We start from the raw sequence: 18743 nt of genomic DNA on the forward strand, positions 1-18743 counted from the left end.
TCCCTTTTTTCTGTGAAAGGCTTAAACCAAGACGCCGCCGCCATATCTTTCGAATTCTTTCTGGGTGCATGCAACAAAGTGACCGCGCTCAATTTCACGCAAGACGCGTTCTTCCCCTTGATCTTGCAAATAATCCTGATCATCGAAAACGATGCGCTTGCGGTTGCGCTCATAATCAGGGTCTGGCAATGGAATTGCCGAGAGCAACGATTTGGTGTACGGATGAATCGGATTCTCGTACAGGCGATTACTTTCTGCCAGCTCCACAATACGTCCGCGGTACATAACACCAATGCGATCACTGATGTATTTAACCATGGAAAGGTCATGGGCGATGAACAGATAAGTCAGGCCTTTTTCTTTTTGCAGGCGCTTGAGCAGGTTAATGACCTGCGCCTGAATGGACACGTCGAGGGCAGAGATCGGTTCATCGGCAATGATGAATTCCGGATCAACAGCCAATGCCCGTGCGATCCCGATCCGTTGGCGCTGTCCGCCGCTGAACTCATGCGGGTAACGGTTTGCGTGCTCGCGGTTGAGGCCAACGGTTTCCAACAGCTCGTGTACCTTGGCGATACGTGCTTCCTTGTTCGCCAGACGATGAATGTCCAGACCTTCCGCAATAATATCGGATACAGTCAGACGTGGATTCAACGATGAGTACGGGTCTTGGAAAATCATCTGGATTTTGCGGTTGAGCCATTTCTTTTCTTCGAGTGTTTTCTTTCCGTGTACACTTTGTCCATCGAACAAGACCTCTCCGCCAGTTGCATCGTACAGGCGAAGGATGGTCCGTCCGGTAGTGGATTTACCGCAACCAGATTCACCCACAAGACCAAAGATTTCCCCTTTGTAGATGTCAAAGGTGATACCATCTACAGCTTTCAGCGTATGGCCATTCCCGAGGTCAAAATGCTGTTTCAAATCTTTAACTTCAACCAGCTTCTCACGGTTCTCGTAGTTGAACGTTTTTTTGGTGCTTACTGGAGCCTCAGTCGCATCATCAGAATTGACTTTTCGTCTCACAGCCGAAGCAGGCGGTTTGATGTCAGGTGCCATTTCATGCAAGAGCCATGTTGCCGCATAATGCGTATCGGAGATTTTGAACATCGGTGGTTCATATTCCAGATCGACCTTCAACGCAAATGGGTTCCGAGCCGCGAAGGCATCACCTACAGGTGGCTTGAACATGTCAGGCGGCGATCCAGGAATGGACATCAGCTCGTCATCGCTGGCATCGAGGCTAGGCATGGAACCTAATAGACCCCATGTATACGGGTGCTTAGGATCGTAGAAAATTTCATCGACTTTACCGATTTCCACAATTTTACCTGCATACATAACCGCTACACGGTCTGCCATGTTAGCAACGACACCGAGGTCATGCGTAATAAAGATGATCGAGGTACCCATCTTCTTTTGCAGTTCCTTCAGCAGCTCCAAAATCTGCGCTTGAATCGATACGTCCAGAGCAGTTGTCGGCTCATCGGCGATGATAATTTTTGGATTGCAGGCCAGGGCGATGGCAATAACAATCCGTTGGCGCATCCCACCGGAAAACTGGTGCGGGTATTGATCGATACGTTCCTTGGCAAATGGAATCCCTACCATTTCCAACAGTTCAATAGCACGGTTGCGCGCTTCTGCACGGTTCAGCTTTTGGTGCTTGATGAAGCTCTCCATGATTTGGTTACCGATAGTCATCGTCGGATTCAAGGAAGTCATCGGGTCTTGGAAAATCATCGAGATATCGCGACCACGAACATCCTGCATTTCTTTTTCGGAAAGCGTAACCAAATCTCTTCCTTCAAAAAGAACTTGTCCTTTTGGAATGCGTCCAGGAGGAGAAGGAATGAGGCGCATAAGTGCTTGTGAAGTTACGGATTTACCGGAACCAGATTCCCCAACAATCGCCAGCGTTTCTCCTTTTTCCAGATCAAAGGAGACGCCTCGTACTGCTTTGACTTCACCTGCATACGTATCGAATGACACATGCAAATCTTTTACTTCTAAAACTTTTCCCATATAATCCTCCCTTTCGAGCATGCTTTGTCGTGATTAACCCTCCATGTATATCCAACAATCTCTCTAGTAGAGGTAATTCAAAAAAGCGACCTTTGATCGCCACTTTCTCGGAGATGAAAAGTCGACTCTTTGAATACGCACTAGTATAAATTTTTACGAAAATGAAAATCATTATCATCATTATACTATATTCATTAACCGTTGTTAAAAAATTTTTTTATGCATTGCATATCCATACAGATCTTTCCCTGAATTTTGTAAAAAGCCCTCGATAGAGGTTTTTTTAGCGTTACCAAATGATAGCCCAGTCATACTATGCATCAATACAGCAGAATACTGGGTTATAGGGGGGACACTTGTGAACAAGCTCATCCAGTCAAAGGAAATCGCACTCACTTTTGATGATGGACCGGATCAGTTGTGGACGCCTCGTGTGTTAGACATATTAGCCCACTATCAGGTAAAGGCAACGTTCTTCTGTGTGGGACAAATGGTGAAGTATAACCCGAAAATACTGGAGCGGATCGTAAAGGAAGGTCACATGGTAGGAAACCATAGCTGGGATCACCCTGACTTTACGCAAATACCTCTCTTGGCTGTTCATGAGCAGGTAGAACATACCTCAGATCAGATCGAAAAGGTAGTAGGTGTGAGAACTCGGATGGTTCGGCCGCCATATGGAGCAGTGAATGAGGAGGTCATCCAGCTGCTTGCAGCGAGTGACTACGAAATGATTTTGTGGGATATCGATAGTTGGGATTGGAAAGGTCTCACCGGCCCACAGGTAGCGAGAAACATCTTGGGACATGTCACCCCAGGCTCAGTCGTGCTTCAACATTCCGCTGGCGGTACGAAAGACACGCTAAAGGGGAGTATGGACGCCTTGCCCTATGTCATTGAGGTGTTAAGTGAGCAGACTTATACCTTCTCAACCGTTTCCACCATGTTTCAACTGGCAGCTTATCGAGAAAGAACCGATCCTGTCGAGAAAAGGAGAAGGGGCAGATAGAGGAAATGGATTGAAATCTGTGGTAATTAGTAGAATCAGAAGATTTCATTCAGGGGAGCGAATCAGAAAATGTCCAAAGCCGATAATATGCTCTCCATTTTGTGGCTGTTGAAGACCGGCAAGCGTATGACAGCCAAGCAATTGGCAGAGATTCTCGAGATCAATATTCGCACCGTTTATCGCTATATCGACTCACTGTGTGCGAGCGGTGTACCCATCATTTCCGATGCCGGACATAATGGTGGCTACAGTTTACTTCAGCATTTCAATGAAGCTCCGTTGTTTTTCGACCTCAACGAGCAAAAAGCCCTGATTCATGCAGCGGCTTTTGCCCAAGAGGCCGGGTATCCCTTCGGAGCAGATTTACACCGGGCCATTTCCAAGCTAAAACGTTACACAAATGAAGAGCAGCGTGACGCGATTGACCGACATAGTATCGGCTTCGAGGTGATCCAGCCTCCCGTTGATCCTTCTCTCGAATCTACCCTACAGGAACTGGAACTGTCTGTTGCCAATGGGTACACCCTTTCGATGGAGTATCAGAAAGCCTACCAGACAACGAGACAGAGGCGTCATATCGATCCATACGGGCTTGTTTATTGGAAGGGGAACTGGTATATCGTTGCCTATTGTCATCTCCGTAGTACCATTCGCAGCTTTCGTGCAGATCGTGTCTATGAGATCCAACGTACTGAAGCCAACTTTCAACGCCCCCCTGAATTTTCTGCGCGCCATTTTTTTCTCTCGAATTTACTACCGGAAGCAGACAAGCAGGGAAGCACCATTTTGATCAAGGTCAAAGGAAGAACACAGTCACTCGCTGATTTGTGCAGGCATTGGTATCTCGGACATACTGTGATTGAACGCAGCGAGACACAGGTGATCTTTCAAGTAGATGAGCAAATGGCTCATTCGATCCTTCCTCATTATCTTTTGCCATACGGAAAATCTATTCAAGTTGAGGAACCAGCTTTTGTAAAAGAGCGATTGGCCGCCATCGCTGCCGATTTATTTCATTTTTATCAGTCGACGTGAATTCACTGACCATTTTTGTCAGTAGAGTTGATTTATATTGAAAGCAAAGAAGAGATGGAAAAAGTGAATGGAGGCAGATTGATTATGAAGCATGAAGCATTGCGTTTGTACGAATATCATGTATGGGCAAACGAAAAGGTATTCGAGCGGTTACAGGAGGTACCAGAGGGAGTAAGCGAGCAGGAGGTTCCGAGTGTGTTTCCGACCATCACCCAGACGTTGGCTCACATTCTCAAGACGGATTATGTTTGGTTGTTGGCTATGAAGGGGGAGAGCTACGAAGAGGTAGGACCAAAAGTAGGGGTTCTCTTGCAGGAATTAAAAGGAAAAAACGTACACGAGCTGCGAAAACTGTTTGCCGAATCAGCCCAGCAGTTCAGAGATTTCTTCGGACAAATCTCGTTGGAAGACACCTCGGCTTATACGCACCCAGCATTGGGCACGGTTCATGCTCGCTATGCCGACATCGTCCAGCACGTCGCCAACCACGGAACCTATCACCGTGGCAATATCTCCGCCATGCTCAGACAAATGGGTCACGCGGGAGCTTCCTCCGATTACATTTTTTATTTGTTCGAGACTTCGGCGGTAGAACAATAAAAGTCTTTCATCTTTCATCAACTACCGAAAAAAACAAGCAGCTTGTAGAGGGAACAGGAGAAAACAGCGAAGATCTTAGGGACACCGACCGAGACGTAATGCAAAAAGCGAAACACGCCCTTAAGCGTCCACCTCTGAGATACTTCCAGATTGGACAACTTTGGACGCGGTTTCGCTTTTTGCATGGAGTCGGCCAGTCAATCCCCCAGTGGGTGGCCCTAGAAGCTGAGTCGTTTTCTCCTGTTCCCTCTTCCCCACTACAGCCACGCAAACTGCATGTTTTCTAAGGATTCATCGTATGAGCAATCCGCACCTCGAGCCCGTTCAAGAACTGACTAATGTTCGGCTTTGCGTCTCCGATGATGCTTTCGCCAGGCTTGCCGGGTTCAAAGATCACATCATTGTTTTTAGCGACCTCTCTCAAGTAATCCTTGACGATCAGTCCTGTTTTCGTAGCCTCATATTTCTTGGCAAAGTTCTGATACTCTTCCTTGACGGCAGGGAGCAGCTTCATTGTTGCTTCGTCAATGGCAGCGTAACGGTAATCAGACAAGTATGTTTTGAGATAGTCGATATAGCGCGTACGGAGCTTCACTGCACGTGGGCTGCTGCGGTAGTTGACCAAATACTCTTCAACTTCAACCATTCTGGGTCCGAGCTCGGCCCGCGTGATTTGCAACCCGCCGTCACCCAAATACGGTTTGCCCGTTTCCGTTTCTTGAATGGACAAGTAGTCTTTCCCTTCCTCACCGAGCGAAGAGGCATATTTTTGCAGTGCTTTGTAATCCACTTGCCAGTAGAAGGACATGTCGTTCGTTGCCTGTAAGACGAGTCCGCCCTCTGTTTGATTGAGGAGCCATTGCTTGAAGCTGTCATCGCCTTCTAGCTTGTTGAAATCGTAAGGGTATTGCAAGGCATACAGCTTATCCGCATTTCCCGGCTGGGCGAGGAGTGCCTTGAAGTTATCGTTTATCGTAGGCAAATGTTTTTCATAATACTGCTCGAGTACCCAAAACAGTTGATCGGCAGTTTTTGTGTCCGTTTTCGCCAGGTGCTCATCCAAAAAGGCAGTTAGCTCTTTCGCTTCCTTGGCTTGTGCAGCTAGTACGGTGAACTGCTTGAGCAAATCATCGGCAGGCTTTTCGCCTTTTGTCGCATCAGCAGGAGGCTGCCCAGTGTTTTCCGTTGCAGGTGGGGTAGGGTCTTTTACCGTCAGTTGATCAGAGGCAGAGGTGCACCCTGTGACAAAAGTAATCGCGACGAGGCTAGAGACAAAAGGTAGAACATATCGTTTCATATCTTCATTTTCACTCCGTTATGTTGAATGGTTTCAGTCTTTGACCCGCGCTACTACCTCACGCAGATCAAACGGTTTGGTCATGTAGTCATCGGCTCCCAATTCCAATCCGACAACCTTGCATTCCACGGAAACTCCCTCCCGTCGTTCCCTTTCTATTGGTACGTACCATACCACGTTAAAGTTATCGGTTCAATTCGATTAAATATTCCTGATAGGAAGCAAGCGTCACTTTTGATATACTTTCTCTATTGATGATAATGAGAATTATTATCAATATTCACAGAGGATCGGGCAGAGGTGAGAACATGAACGAAACACAAGCCTTGGTTCAACAATTCACAGAGAAGACCATGGCAGAAGCCATTTTTAAGCTGCGTGACATTACATGGTTCAAAGCACAAGGACATGACCGACTACGCCAACAATTCACTCATTCGCATATTTTGCTGGTAGTAACCGGGGGACGAGGGCGCCTGCGATTGGAGAACGAGGAGTACCAATTGCGGCAGGACGCGATTTACGTATGTCCTCCTATGCTTACGTTTGGTATCGTCCCTGATTCGGCTGATCATTTGGAGATGTACATGCTTCGTTTTGATGTCTTTATGGAAACGAGAGACAGACATCGGCGCTTCCAAGCCCTTCGGGAAAAGCATCTGTTTCCTTTTCGGGGAGAGATCTCTGTCCAATCGGCAGGGCAGCTTCCTGTCTATTGTGATTTGATCCAGAATCTATGGAAGCAGGAGACGGCGCTCGAGCGTTTCCGAGGCCAACACACTTTTCAAGAGCTATGGTACCACATCGTCAAGCATGCTCACTTCTCGGCCACAGATTCTGGAATGGCGCTGGAGCGGGCACGCGCACATATGGAAGAGCATTACTCGGAAAATGTGACGATTGAACAGCTGGCTCGCATCGCAGATGTGAGTCCAAAATATTTCGTCGATCTGTTCAAAAAAACGTATGGCATCTCAGCTATGGACTATTTGGCAGAGCTTCGTATCAGCCGAGCGAAGCAGATGATGGTGCAGTCGCATGCCAAGCTGCGCGATATCGCTCATCAAGTGGGCTACAACGACGAGTTTTACTTTAGTCGAAAATTCAAGAAAGCTGTCGGTGTTTCACCCACTCTCTATATGAAAAGCCGCCAACGAAAAATTGCGGCGTACGGCTCGACCATCATCGGGCATTTGCTGGCTTTGAAAATGATTCCTTACGCAGCGCCACTGCACCCGAAATGGACGGCTTACTATCATCACAGCTATCGAAACGATATCCCGGTACATCTGAGCGCGTTTCGAATTAATCAGAATTGGAAAGCCAACATCGAAATGCTTCGCGATGCCAAGCCGGACGTGATCATTGGCTTGGACGAGACGAGTTTGCAGGAACAGAAGCAACTGAACGAGATTGCGCCCACCTTGTATGTACCCTTTGAAGAGCAGGGTTGGAAAGAACAACTGCAGCTTATGGCAGACTTTTTGGGCGAGTCCGTAGAAGCGCATCATTGGCTTTGCGAGTATGAGAAAAAGGTGAAGAGGGCCCGGGCAAAGCTTCAACACGTTCTAGGCGATGAAACGGTGCTCATCGTGCGGATTTTGAAAAACCAGCTCTATGTCCACTGCAATCGCAGTATGAATGAAGTGTTTTATCAAGATCTGCAAGTCAAACCTGCTTTTGTCTCGGAGCAGAACGAGTTCGACCAGCTTGTGACCGCACAGGAATTGGCTGCGCTCGCGCCAGATCGCTTGCTGCTGTTAGTTTGCCAAGAGGCTGAAACGCTGGCATGCTTCCAAGCTTTGAAAGCATCGGGACCATGGCAAGAAATCGAAGCAGTCCGCAACAATCGGGCGCATGTCATTACGTCCGACCCCTGGCGAGAATACTCGGCAACAGCTCATGAACGAATCGTGGAAGAGAGTGTGAGATTATTTTCAGGAGATCGTCCATGTTGATTCTGGATTTCGTCCATGGTCGTGCATGAGTGGATGCTTTATAATCACGAATGATAATCGTTATCACTCGCGTGGAGTGAAACATTACATTTCTGAGAGGGGTCTTTCAAGAATGAAAAAGATATACCTAGGCTTGAGCATTGCAGCGCTGACACTGGCTCTGACAGCGTGCGGCGGAGGAAAAGAAGCAGTGAATAACACGACTGCACCTACGGCAGCACCTGCGACAACAGCTACAGCAGAAAAGCCGGCCGATGAAGCTAATAAAGCAGAGACACGCACGATCAAATATTTGGATAAAGAATACACCGTTCCTAGCAAAACAGAGCGGATCGCCATTGTAGGCAGCATGGAGTCCATGGAAGATTCGCTGGTACTGAACGTGAAACCGGTAGGAGCGATTTCTGTAGGCGGTAAATTCCCGGAGATGTTTGCACCGATTACGGGCGAAGCCACGTCCATCGGGGAAAAAATCCAACCGAACCTGGAAACCATCCTGTCCTTGAAGCCTGATGTCATTCTGGGAAGCAGTAAATTCCCGCCCGAGATGGCTGAGAAATTGAACAAAATTGCGCCTACCTTCCCTGTGTCTCACATTTCAACCAACTGGGAAGCGAATCTGCAGTTGCTGGGTGAGTTGACTGGCAAACAAGCGGAAGCCGAAAAAGCGCTCCAAGCGTACAAAGCAGAGGCAGAAGCAACCAAAGCAAAATGGGGCGAGAGCTTAAAGGATAAAAAAGTACTCGTGATTCGTCTGCGCCAAGGAAATATCAACATCTATCCAGAGAAGGTGTTCTTCAACCCAGCTCTGTACGCAGACCTTGGTTTGACTGCACCTGAAGAGGTAAAAGCGGCGAAGGCACAAGAAATTATCTCCATGGAGAAGTTCAGCCAGATCAACCCGGACTACCTGTTCATTCAATTCTCTCCAGACGAGAATAAAGACAAGCCAAATGCATTGGAAGATTTGCAGAACAACCCGATTTGGAAGAGCGTGAATGCTGTGAAAAACGGCAATGTTTACGTAAACGTGGTTGATCCTCTCGCACAAGGCGGTACTGCTTGGAGTAAAACACAATTCCTGAAGGCGGCTGTAGAAAAATTGTCTGCCAAGTAAAAGTGGGCGAGGGTAAGCTATGCAATCCAAAAAAGCAACTTCGATGATCATACTAGCTGTTTCGCCAGTGGTGATCCTGCTCACAATCTTGCTCTCCATTCATTACGGGGCCAAGCCGATTGATGCGGGGACGATTTATCAAGCTTTCTTTGCCTTTGATGAAGGGAATGTCGATCATCAAATTGTCATGCACTCTCGCTTGCCGAGAGTCTTGGGCGCACTCATGATCGGAGCATTTTTAGCGATATCAGGAGCGTTGATGCAGGGGATGACGAGGAATTACCTCGCGTCCCCCTCTATTATGGGCGTGTCTGACGGCTCGGTTTTTGCTGTTACGCTGTGCATGGTTTTCATTCCATCCGCTACGAGTGTCACGATGATTACCATGTCCTTGATTGGTTCAGCACTTGCGGTCGCGATGGTTCTCGCTTTTTCCCGACTGTTGCCCAACGGTTTGACGCCAGTAGGGATGGCGGTCATCGGTACGATTACGGGTACCTTTCTAAGCAGTATTTCAGCTGCGATTTCTACTTATTTTCAAGTCTCGCAAAATGTCAGCTTCTGGTACAATGCTAGGCTGCATCTCTTGGAGCCTGGGTTGGTGAAGCTGGCGGTTCCTTTTGCCATCGTCGGTATTGTCCTCGCACTTCTTTTGTCCAAATCGATTACGATCTTGTCCTTGGGCGACGAAGTATCTCGCGGTCTCGGACAAAGAACGGTGATGGTCAAAGTACTGGCAACGACCGCTGTTGTCATTTTGACAGGCATTTCTGTAGCGATGGCAGGAAAAATCGCCTTTGTCGGGCTGATTATTCCGCATATTACCCGCTTTTTGGTAGGTCTCGATTATCGATGGATCATTCCATGTGCAGGATTACTGGGCGGCATTTTCCTGGCCTTGTCTGACGTTCTCAGCCGATTTATGAATAGTCCGTTTGAGACCCCAATCGGTGTGGTAACGGCTTTTATTGGCGTTCCGTTCTTCCTCTATTTGATTTACAAGAGAGGAGGGGGAAAGCATGCCTAATCAAAAAGGTAGATTTCGTTTGCTGTTTCTCGTCAACATCGCCTTAATTTTGCTGGTGATTTATATCAGTTTGACCAACGGTGTATTTGACATGACGGTGATGGATGTCATCCGTACGTTATTGCGTATTGATCCTGTAGCGGAATACGATTTGGTTATTTTTGATTTTCGCCTGCCTAGGATTGTTATTGCGGCGTTGGTCGGCTTTGGCCTGGGGGTCGCTGGAACCGTCATTCAGGGGATCACCCGTAACGGGCTGGCTGATCCGGGGATATTGGGCATTAATGCTGGGGCAGGAGCCGCTATCGTCGCTTTTATGTTTTTCTTCGGTGGACAATTTATGGATGCGAGCTGGTATTCCATCATGGCCATGCCTTTGTTCGGTTTGACAGGCGGATTGCTTGCGGCTGGACTGATTTATTTATTTGCCTGGCGTAACGGAGCGCTTGACCCACAACGACTGATTCTGGTGGGGATCGCGATTGGCTCCGGATTGGGTGCCGTGTCACTGTATCTCTCGTTAAAAATGAATCCCAACGATTTTGAAATGGCAACCGTATGGCTCTCAGGAAGTATTTGGAGTGCCAACTGGACGCATATTGCAGGGATGCTGCCATGGCTAGTCATACTCATTCCTGTTTTGATGCGCAAGGTGTATATTCTCGATTTGCTTCAGCTGAGCGAGGAGTCCGTCAAGAATTTGGGTGTGTCCGTGGAAAAGGAGCGCAATACTCTCCTGCTGTCGAGTATTGGCATCGTGAGCGCGTGTGTCTCGGTTTCTGGAGGCATCGGATTCGTCGGCTTGATGGCACCGCATATTGCGAAGCGTCTGACGGGAATCCAGCACAGGTATGCCCTCCCCTTGTCGGGAACAATCGGGATGCTCATGGTCGTGGCAGCTGATTTTATCGGCAAAACTGTGTTCACACCCATTGAACTGCCAGTGGGTATCGTCATTTCAATCATCGGTGTACCGTATTTCTTCTATCTACTGAGTAGAAGAAAAAAATAAAGAGGGGACGTGCAAATTGTGAAGGGACAATTGTTTGCAGACGTATGCCATCACCGAGCACTGCTCGTATATTTGCCGCCATCCTATGACAAGAGTACGTCCCGTTTTCCCGTCATGTATGTCCATGATGGCGGTGACTTGTTTGATCCTGCGTTTAGTACTGCACTCGATGTAATCGAAGATAAGTTTGCAGAGGGAAAAATTCCTGAGCTGATTCTCGTCGGTATCCAACCAGGAAACCGCAGAGATGACTATACGCCTTGGTTTTCCAAAGCGATCTCTCCTGAGCGCAACATTGATTTTGGCGGGCAAGGAGATGCGTATCTTTCTTACGTCGCCAATGAATGTAAGGCGTATATCGACAGTAAGTACAGGACAGACCCTAGGCCGGAAAAAACAGGGATCATCGGATTTTCGCTTGGTGGCTTGATCTCGATGTACGCTGCGCAGCAATATCCGGATGTTTTCACGAAAATCGGCAGCATCTCGGGATCGTATTGGTATGAGGGCATGGTGCCGTTTATGCGGGAAAAGAAAATGTACCATTCGGGGCTGCGCATCTACATGGATGTTGGCAGTAAGGAAGGTACCAAAAAACAAAACATCCAGAAACAAATGATTCCGCTGACAAAAGAAGCACATCAGATTTTGGCTGATAGTGGCTTCACAGCAGATCAGCTCGTCCTGTTCATTGACGAAGGAGCGGATCATTTGAGCAAATGTGCAAACACAAGATTTCCGGGGGCGTTGCAATGGCTCTGGAATGAGAAGGAGGAGACAGAAATGGAACTGGCCAAATTGATTAGAGAGCGTCGCTCGATTCATCGTTTTACAGATCGTGAGGTAGACCCTGCGCTGGTTACTGAAATGATGGATACAGCCGTGTGGGCACCGAATTATCACATGACACAGCCGTGGCGCTTTATTGTGACGTACGGGGAAGGCAAGAGAAGAATCGCTGAGGCCGTGCGGATCATGAAGGAAAAGCGGGAGATTGACCCTGCGAAAAAGAAAGAAGTCGGCGAGAAGTTTTACAATAAAATCATGGCGATTCCGATGCTGATGACGGTCATCATGGAAGAAAGTCCGAACCTGATTACGCGTCAGGACGATTTCGCTTCGACCAGCATTGTCATTCATAACTTTAGCTTGCTGGCGTGGGAAAAAGGCATCGGTTTGACATGGGAGACGTACCCGTGGATTCACGAGCCGAAATTCCGTGAAGCGATGGGCATTCGACCAGGAGAAAAAGTGCTAGGGAACCTGCATATCGGTTATCCAGCCGCGATCCCTAACGCTCAGCCGCGCATTCCTGCAGCAGAGCGCATCACACTTGTCGACAAGGCATAGGACAAGATCAAGTGAATTTTTCTTGTCACAGAATTACTTTTTGTGGTACTCTTGGGTCATTCTACAAGAAAGGGTGACCATTAAGCCAATGATCTGCTAACTCCTATTTCCAACAAAACTAATCGGATAAAACGATGCGTTTTTGGATAGGGGTAGTATGTGCATATTGGCGAATAGATGGTAGATCCTTTTTAGACTCACCAAAGGGTTTCTATGTCTTTTTGACGATAATATGCGTAGCCTCCTGTCCAGATCGCAATGGATAAGGAGGCTTTTTTATGTCAAATGTTTTGAAAAATCGCTATGTCAGGGCTATTTTGTTATCAGCATTTCTGTTGCAAATCGGAGTATGGGTGCGCAACATGGCGATTCTGCTCTTTGTGATGGATCATACAGGAGGCGATCCGTTCGCTGTATCCATGATTTCTGTGGCGGAGTATGCACCAATATTTCTGTTTTCCTTTCTTGCTGGTACGTTTGCCGATCGCTGGAAACCGAGAAAAACGATGGTCTGGTGTGAGCTACTCAGTGCTCTATCGGTTGTCGGAGTGCTGCTTACCTTCGTTTACGGCTCGTGGAAGGCCATCTTTTTTGCCACACTCATTTCAGCCATTCTTTCTCAGTTTTCCCAACCGTCCGGAATGAAGCTGTTCAAGCTGCATGTACCTGGTGAACAACTTCAGGTAGGAATGTCAGCGTACCAGACTATTTTCGCGATCTTCATGGTATTTGGTCCAATTGTCGGTACGTTTGTGTTCCAGCAATGGGGGATGGAGGTTGCCATGGTCATCACGGCAGTTGCATTCCTCTCTGCGGCCGGCGTCCTGTATTTCTTGCCGCCAGATCGTGTCGAGAAAGAAGAACAGCAAGAATCGGCACTGCTTGGAGAGATGGTCAGCGGGATTCGTTATGTGTTATCCAGTCGCGTATTGTCAATGCTTGGTTTTTGCTTTTTGGCTGTGGGTTTCTCATTGGGAATGATTCAGCCGCTTGGGATTTTTATCGTGACCGAACAACTGCAATTGCCGAAAGAAAGTTTGCAATGGTTAATTACCGCCCAAGGTGTGGGGATGATTGCTGGAGGGGCCATGACGATGGCAGCTGCCAAAACGATTCCACCGCAAAAGCTATTGGTCATGGGGCTTCTTGGAAATGCGGTCGCAGTAGCGATTTGCGGGATGTCCACGAATCTGTGGCTGACGCTTGTTGCCCAGTTCATCGCGGGATTGCTCTTGCCCTCCATTCAAATTGGGATCAACACCATGCTGCTTAAAAATACCGAGAGTACCTTTATCGGTCGGGTGAATGGAATACTGACCCCGTTGTTTACAGGCTCCATGGTCGTCATGATGAGTATCACTGGGGTATTGAAGATGCATCTTCCGCTCGCAGTCATATACGGGATCGCTGGATTCCTGATGATTATTGGTCTCAGCTTTATTTTGCCGCTTTATCGTATGAGGGAAGGAAACGTGGTGCAAAGTACAGAACAGACTGGTATATAAGCGTTTGGAAGCAAAGGGAGGCTTGGACCAGATGGTGCACGAACAGATTTCTTCTATAGAAGGTTTGAAGATGGTAGCTGCTGTTCGCGAGCTGGCGATGCGGTTGCCAGAAGTATCGGAGCAGGTAGATGCTTTTGGACATACATCGTTTCGCGTAAACGACAAGCCGTTTGTCATTTTGGGAGAGGGGGGCACTGAAGGCCCCTCCTTTTCTGTGAAGGTGCTGAAGACGACCCAAGAGATTTTGCTTGCACAGGAGCACTTTTACAAGACACCGTACATCGGTCATCACGGCTGGGTTTCGATCCTGGACAAAAACGTGACTAGCTATGGTGAAATCGAGGATTACATACGGGAAGGCTATATGTGCGCGGCTCCCAAGCGATTGGTCAAGCAATTACAAGAGCAGTCTAGATAACACAGCCTTTATGAAAAAGCACACCTCCCCTGATCGTTCCTGTATAATTTTAGCGTAACGAGTAGTGAGCGAACGTTCGACACAGCAGCATTCAGACAAAGGGGGAGCCGGTTTTGGATTGGAATCTCCAGCAGATGAGCAAATTGCTTGAGGTCGTTTTTGAAAATGCCCATGAACCGATGATCGTAACGGACAAGGACGGAAAAATACTCTTATTGAATCGGAGCTATCGGAAATTTCTTAATGTACAGGACGTGATCGGACAGCCAGTGACGGATGTCATCGAAAACACGCGGATGCATATTGTCGGTCAGGCTGGCGTTGCCGAGATCGCCGACATTCAGCATATAAAAGGACAGAACATGATTGCGCATCGCATCCCGATCATGGACGAAGGTAAAGTGATTGCCGTTCTGGGAACGGTGCTGTTCCAGGATGTGCAAGAGCTTACTGCTTTGGCTGCGATGGTTGCTCAACTGAAGGATGAGCTGACTTATTATAAGAAAGAGCTGCGGCGGCGGATGGGGGCTACCTATCATTTTGATCAAATCGTCGGGTACAGCCAGAAGCTGCAGGAGCTTAAGAAATTTTCTCAGAAAGTTGCGAAAAGCGATTCGACTGTGCTCATCACGGGTGAAAGCGGGACGGGCAAGGAGCTGTTTGCCCACGCCATTCATGCCGAGAGCAAGCGGAAAATGGGTCCTTTCATTCGGGTGAATTGTGCCGCTATTCCGGATTCTTTGCTGGAATCAGAGCTGTTTGGCTATGAAGAAGGTGCGTTTACTGGAGCTGTTCGCCGCGGAAAAAAAGGAAAGTTCGAGCTGGCTAACTACGGAACCATTCTGTTGGATGAGATCGGGGACATGCCGTTGCCGCTGCAAGCCAAGCTACTGCGTGTTTTGCAGGAAAAAGAAGTCGAGCGAGTAGGTGCTGTTCGGACGACGCCAATCGATGTGCGAGTGATTGCCTCCACGAATTCGGACATGCTTCAAAGCATCAAGGAAGGGAAGTTTCGGGCGGACCTCTATTATCGGTTGAATGTCGTGTCACTCTCGATTCCTCCATTGCGCGAGCGTCTGGAGGATTTGCCGGAGCTGGTTTCGAATCTGCTCAAACAGCTTGGCGAGTCCACTGGCGTTGTGGTCAGGGCCATTGATGAAGAGGTGTGGAACGTACTTCGGGGCTACTCCTGGCCAGGCAATGTACGGGAGTTGAAAAACGTGCTGGAACGAGCCCTTCATCTACTCGAAGACGATGTCCTGAAAAAAGAGCATGTTTGGCTGCCTGTATCTGACGAAGGGACGCTTACGTCCTTGTCGGTTCCAACTGATGCCGTTCGACCATTGAAACAAGTCATAGAAGAGGCTGAGCAGGAAGCACTTCGCCAAGCGATGCAGCAAGCAGGGGGGAACAAGCTTACCGCCGCCAAGCTGTTGCAAATCAGCAAGTCCAGCTTTTACGAAAAGTGGGAGAAGTACCAGTAGTCGAGGCGCGTATAAGTCGGGGATGTGGCGTTGAGCCAGGTTCGCGGCTTTTTTCATCTGCAGGAATAATGTTTTGCTAGATTCCGGTTTTCTGGAATAGAGCAAGATGACCTCCCGCTTAAACCCAGTAGCCTTCCTAGAGCAGATTCCCGAAAAAGCGGGCAGATTTTTGCTAGATTCCATGAAACCGGACAAAAAATTCCGGAAATCCGGAAAAAATGCAAGCGCTATCATCTGCTTACCATCAGTCCAGGCGCGATGAAGGGGTATGGATGAACGATTTTTCTGGAATCGACTGGAGTTGGCATGGTCCATGCAATTGAGATGGGTATGAAAGCGTTTTCTCCAAGTGAATACACACAATTTCCTCTGTAACCGGAGGAGAAAATTGAAAGGAGAATTATATGATCATCGAAGTGTTATCCATCTTGATTTCGCTCGGTCTCCTGATGTTTTTTGCGTATCGGGGCTATCCTGTTATCGTATTTGCCCCTATTTTTACGCTGCTGGCCGTTGTTCTTTCCGGGATCTCTCTGCTCCCGAGCTACACCGAAACCTTTATGACGAATGCAGCAAACTATGTGAAATCATTCTTCCCTATTTTCTTACTGGGTGCCATTTTCGGAAAAGTTATGGAGTTGAGCGGTGCTGCCTCGTCCATTGCCCACACGATTGTAAAGGCACTTGGCTCCAATCGTGCGATCTTGGCTGTCGTTCTGGCATGTTCGATTTTGACGTATGGCGGGGTTTCCCTGTTCGTTGTGGCTTTTGCTGTGTATCCGTTTGCTGCTGCGATTTTCCGTGAAGCTAATATTCCGAAGCGTCTCATTCCAGGAACGATCGCGCTCGGTGCTTTTACGTATACGATGGACGCCTTGCCAGGTACACCGCAGATTCAAAACATCATTCCAACGACTTATTTTGGTACGGATGCTTATGCTGCACCTGTTGTTGGAACGATTGGCGCCATTATGGTTTTCATTGGCGGGATGCTATGGCTGGAGCGCAGACGCAAGCAGGCTGTCGCTGCTGGGGAAGGCTACGGCGAGGGACATACGAACGAGCCAGAGTTGATTAAAAATGAATCCTACATGAACATCTGGGTCGCGATTCTCCCGTTGGCGTTGGTGCTCGTGGGTAACTATATGTTCAGCAGAGGGATTTGGACAGTAGAGACGTGGTACGATCCAGCGATCCTCAAAGAATCATTTAAGATTGAGAAAGTGAAAAACGTTGTATCTTCTTGGTCACTGATTATTTCGCTCTGTCTTGGAATTATTGCCGCGCTTTTAATCAATGTGAAGCAAGTCAAAAACAAGCTGGCTAGTGGTTTGACTGCTGCCGCGATGGGCTCTCTCTTGGCAATCTTCAATACTGCTTCCGAAGTTGGATTCGGAAACGTTGTGAAAACATTACCGGGCTTCAAGCTCATCCAAGGCTGGATTATGGGAGCAAGTGATCATCCGTTGGTTTCTGAGGCACTAGCTGTAAACGTACTGGCAGGTGTGACAGGTTCAGCGTCGGGCGGTATGTCGATCGCGCTGGAGGTTATGGGCAAGCAATACATGGAGATGGCGAATGCTGCGGGAATCAGCCCTGAGTTGCTGCACCGTATTGCCTCGATGTCTTCTGGTGGTATGGACACATTGCCGCACAACGGAGCGGTCATTACACTGCTCGCGATTACTGGTTTGACTCATCGTCAATCGTACAAAGACATTTTCGCGATTACGGTTTTGAAAACAGCTGTCGTGTTCATTCTGGCATTTGCCGTTTCTATTTTCTAATTTTCATCAGAGATCAGCAGTTTATAGACAGAGAAAATCAGGAGCAGGAGAGGAGATAGTAGGGTATGGAGAAGTTGTTGGAGCAGCAGGTAGCAGTAGTAACAGGGGCTGCAAGCGGAATTGGATTGGAGATTGCCCGGACGTTTGCCGAGGAAGGGGCGAAAGTCGTCATATTGGACTTGAATGGGGAATCAGCGGAAGCAGCAGCAGCCGAATTGCAAAAGGAAGGTCACGAAGCAATCAGCTTTGGCTGTAATGTCACCGACGAGGTACAAATGCAGGAGTGCATTCAGCAGACAGTCAAGATTTTTGGCAGACTCGATATCTTAGTGAATAATGCTGGATTGCAATTTGTCTCTCCAATAGAAGAGTTTCCGACTGCGAAATTTGAACAAATGCTCAGTATTATGCTGACAGCGCCTTTTGTTGCGATTAAACACGTGTTCCCCATTATGAAACAACAAGGTCATGGCCGTATCATCAATATGGCTTCCATTAACGGGTTGATTGGCTTTGCGGGGAAGGCAGCGTACAACAGTGCCAAGCATGGAGTCATCGGGCTTACCAAGGTTGCAGCCCTGGAAGGTGCAGTAGCTGGTATTACGGTAAATGCCATTTGTCCGGGGTATGTCGATACGCCGTTGGTACAAAACCAATTAGCGGATTTGGCTAAGACAAGAAGTGTGCCGTTGGAAAAGGTGATGGAAGAAGTCATCTACCCGCTGGTGCCGCAGAAGCGACTGTTGCAAGTAAAGGAAGTAGCGAACTACGCTGCCTTTTTAGCTAGCAAGAAAGCGTCAGGTATCACGGGTCAGGCTGTCGTCATTGACGGCGGGTATACAGCGCAGTAGGCCTGTTAAAGTCCCTATCTTTATAGGGGCTTTTTTATTTTCGCTATCTTTTTTAAAAAACTAGTAAAAAAGGTCTTGTATTCTCTTTTTAGATATGATAGATTATTACTTGTCGCCAAGAACGACGACAAAATACGAGAAAAGAAAACGAGATTCGATAAAAAACTTCTTGACTCGCTAATAACGAACGTGATAAGATATAAAACGTTCGATAAAAATGCTCTTTGAAAACTGAACAGCGAAAGCGTTAATGAGTCTATCATTAAAT

At 47.9% G+C, this 18743-nt stretch carries 15 protein-coding genes and 1 pseudogene; 13 read left to right on the forward strand and 3 right to left on the reverse strand.

The features are described from left to right. Nucleotides 1-21: 21 nt before the first annotated feature. Nucleotides 22-2025, reverse strand: coding sequence for an ABC transporter ATP-binding protein (locus tag PMI05_RS31650; protein ID WP_007724897.1), 2004 nt, complete (start codon nucleotides 2023-2025; stop codon nucleotides 22-24). A gap of 358 nt (nucleotides 2026-2383) precedes the next feature. Between PMI05_RS31650 and PMI05_RS18550 the strand changes: the two genes are divergently transcribed. The 3 genes from PMI05_RS18550 to PMI05_RS18560 all read left to right on the forward strand — a co-directional run bounded on the left by PMI05_RS18550 (nucleotide 2384) and on the right by PMI05_RS18560 (nucleotide 4669). Then, nucleotides 2384-3034 (forward strand): polysaccharide deacetylase family protein, encoded by a 651-nt coding sequence (locus PMI05_RS18550; protein WP_007724900.1) that lies wholly within the window; start codon nucleotides 2384-2386, stop codon nucleotides 3032-3034. A gap of 69 nt (nucleotides 3035-3103) precedes the next feature. Next, complete coding sequence (locus tag PMI05_RS18555; RefSeq protein WP_007724902.1) at nucleotides 3104-4069, forward strand: YafY family protein; 966 nt, start codon at nucleotides 3104-3106, stop codon at nucleotides 4067-4069. Between the two features lie 84 nt (nucleotides 4070-4153). Beyond that, nucleotides 4154-4669: a DinB family protein gene (locus PMI05_RS18560; RefSeq protein WP_007724905.1), complete on the forward strand. Its 516-nt coding sequence runs from the start codon at nucleotides 4154-4156 to the stop codon at nucleotides 4667-4669. Nucleotides 4670-4952: 283 nt separating this feature from the next. Here PMI05_RS18560 and PMI05_RS18565 read toward each other — a convergent pair whose 3' ends face one another. Both PMI05_RS18565 and PMI05_RS30750 read right to left on the reverse strand, forming a co-directional pair. Beyond that, nucleotides 4953-5966, reverse strand: coding sequence for an ATP-binding protein (locus PMI05_RS18565; RefSeq protein WP_007724908.1), 1014 nt, complete (start codon nucleotides 5964-5966; stop codon nucleotides 4953-4955). Nucleotides 5967-6005: 39 nt separating this feature from the next. Further along, nucleotides 6006-6086: pseudogene (locus tag PMI05_RS30750) on the reverse strand (DNA-binding response regulator); the annotation flags it as partial. Nucleotides 6087-6274: 188 nt separating this feature from the next. Between PMI05_RS30750 and PMI05_RS18570 the strand changes: the two are divergent. The 10 genes from PMI05_RS18570 to PMI05_RS18620 all read left to right on the forward strand — a co-directional run bounded on the left by PMI05_RS18570 (nucleotide 6275) and on the right by PMI05_RS18620 (nucleotide 18475). Next, complete coding sequence (locus PMI05_RS18570; RefSeq protein WP_007724914.1) at nucleotides 6275-7924, forward strand: AraC family transcriptional regulator; 1650 nt, start codon at nucleotides 6275-6277, stop codon at nucleotides 7922-7924. A gap of 112 nt (nucleotides 7925-8036) precedes the next feature. Next, complete coding sequence (locus PMI05_RS18575) at nucleotides 8037-9041, forward strand: iron-hydroxamate ABC transporter substrate-binding protein (RefSeq protein ID WP_007724919.1); 1005 nt, start codon at nucleotides 8037-8039, stop codon at nucleotides 9039-9041. Between the two features lie 19 nt (nucleotides 9042-9060). Then, nucleotides 9061-10068 (forward strand): iron ABC transporter permease, encoded by a 1008-nt coding sequence (locus PMI05_RS18580; protein WP_007724922.1) that lies wholly within the window; start codon nucleotides 9061-9063, stop codon nucleotides 10066-10068. Continuing rightward, nucleotides 10061-11080 (forward strand): iron ABC transporter permease, encoded by a 1020-nt coding sequence (locus tag PMI05_RS18585; RefSeq protein WP_007724926.1) that lies wholly within the window; start codon nucleotides 10061-10063, stop codon nucleotides 11078-11080. Before PMI05_RS18580 ends, PMI05_RS18585 begins: the two co-directional genes overlap by 8 nt. An 18-nt stretch (nucleotides 11081-11098) precedes the next feature. Further along, nucleotides 11099-12430: an alpha/beta hydrolase-fold protein gene (locus tag PMI05_RS29650; RefSeq protein ID WP_238543324.1), complete on the forward strand. Its 1332-nt coding sequence runs from the start codon at nucleotides 11099-11101 to the stop codon at nucleotides 12428-12430. A 278-nt stretch (nucleotides 12431-12708) separates the two neighbouring features. Further along, a complete protein-coding gene (locus PMI05_RS18600; protein WP_007724931.1) occupies nucleotides 12709-13935 on the forward strand; it encodes an MFS transporter in 1227 nt (408 codons plus the stop codon). A 31-nt stretch (nucleotides 13936-13966) separates the two neighbouring features. Next, the gene (locus tag PMI05_RS18605; protein ID WP_007724934.1) at nucleotides 13967-14353 is read left to right on the forward strand and encodes an MmcQ/YjbR family DNA-binding protein; all 387 of its coding nucleotides are present in this window, start codon (nucleotides 13967-13969) and stop codon (nucleotides 14351-14353) included. 113 nt (nucleotides 14354-14466) lie between these two features. Next, nucleotides 14467-15837 carry a sigma-54-dependent Fis family transcriptional regulator gene (locus PMI05_RS18610; protein WP_007724938.1) on the forward strand — a complete coding sequence of 457 codons (1371 nt, stop codon included), beginning with the start codon at nucleotides 14467-14469 and terminating at the stop codon, nucleotides 15835-15837. Nucleotides 15838-16241: 404 nt separating this feature from the next. Next, nucleotides 16242-17624, forward strand: a complete 1383-nt coding sequence (locus tag PMI05_RS18615; RefSeq protein ID WP_007724939.1) for a GntP family permease — start codon at nucleotides 16242-16244, stop codon at nucleotides 17622-17624. Nucleotides 17625-17689: 65 nt separating this feature from the next. Further along, complete coding sequence (locus PMI05_RS18620; RefSeq protein ID WP_007724942.1) at nucleotides 17690-18475, forward strand: 3-hydroxybutyrate dehydrogenase; 786 nt, start codon at nucleotides 17690-17692, stop codon at nucleotides 18473-18475. Nucleotides 18476-18743 lie beyond the last annotated feature (268 nt).

The sequence above is a fragment of the Brevibacillus sp. BC25 genome, assembly GCF_000282075.1.
In the GTDB taxonomy this organism is placed as follows: Bacteria; Bacillota; Bacilli; order Brevibacillales; family Brevibacillaceae; genus Brevibacillus.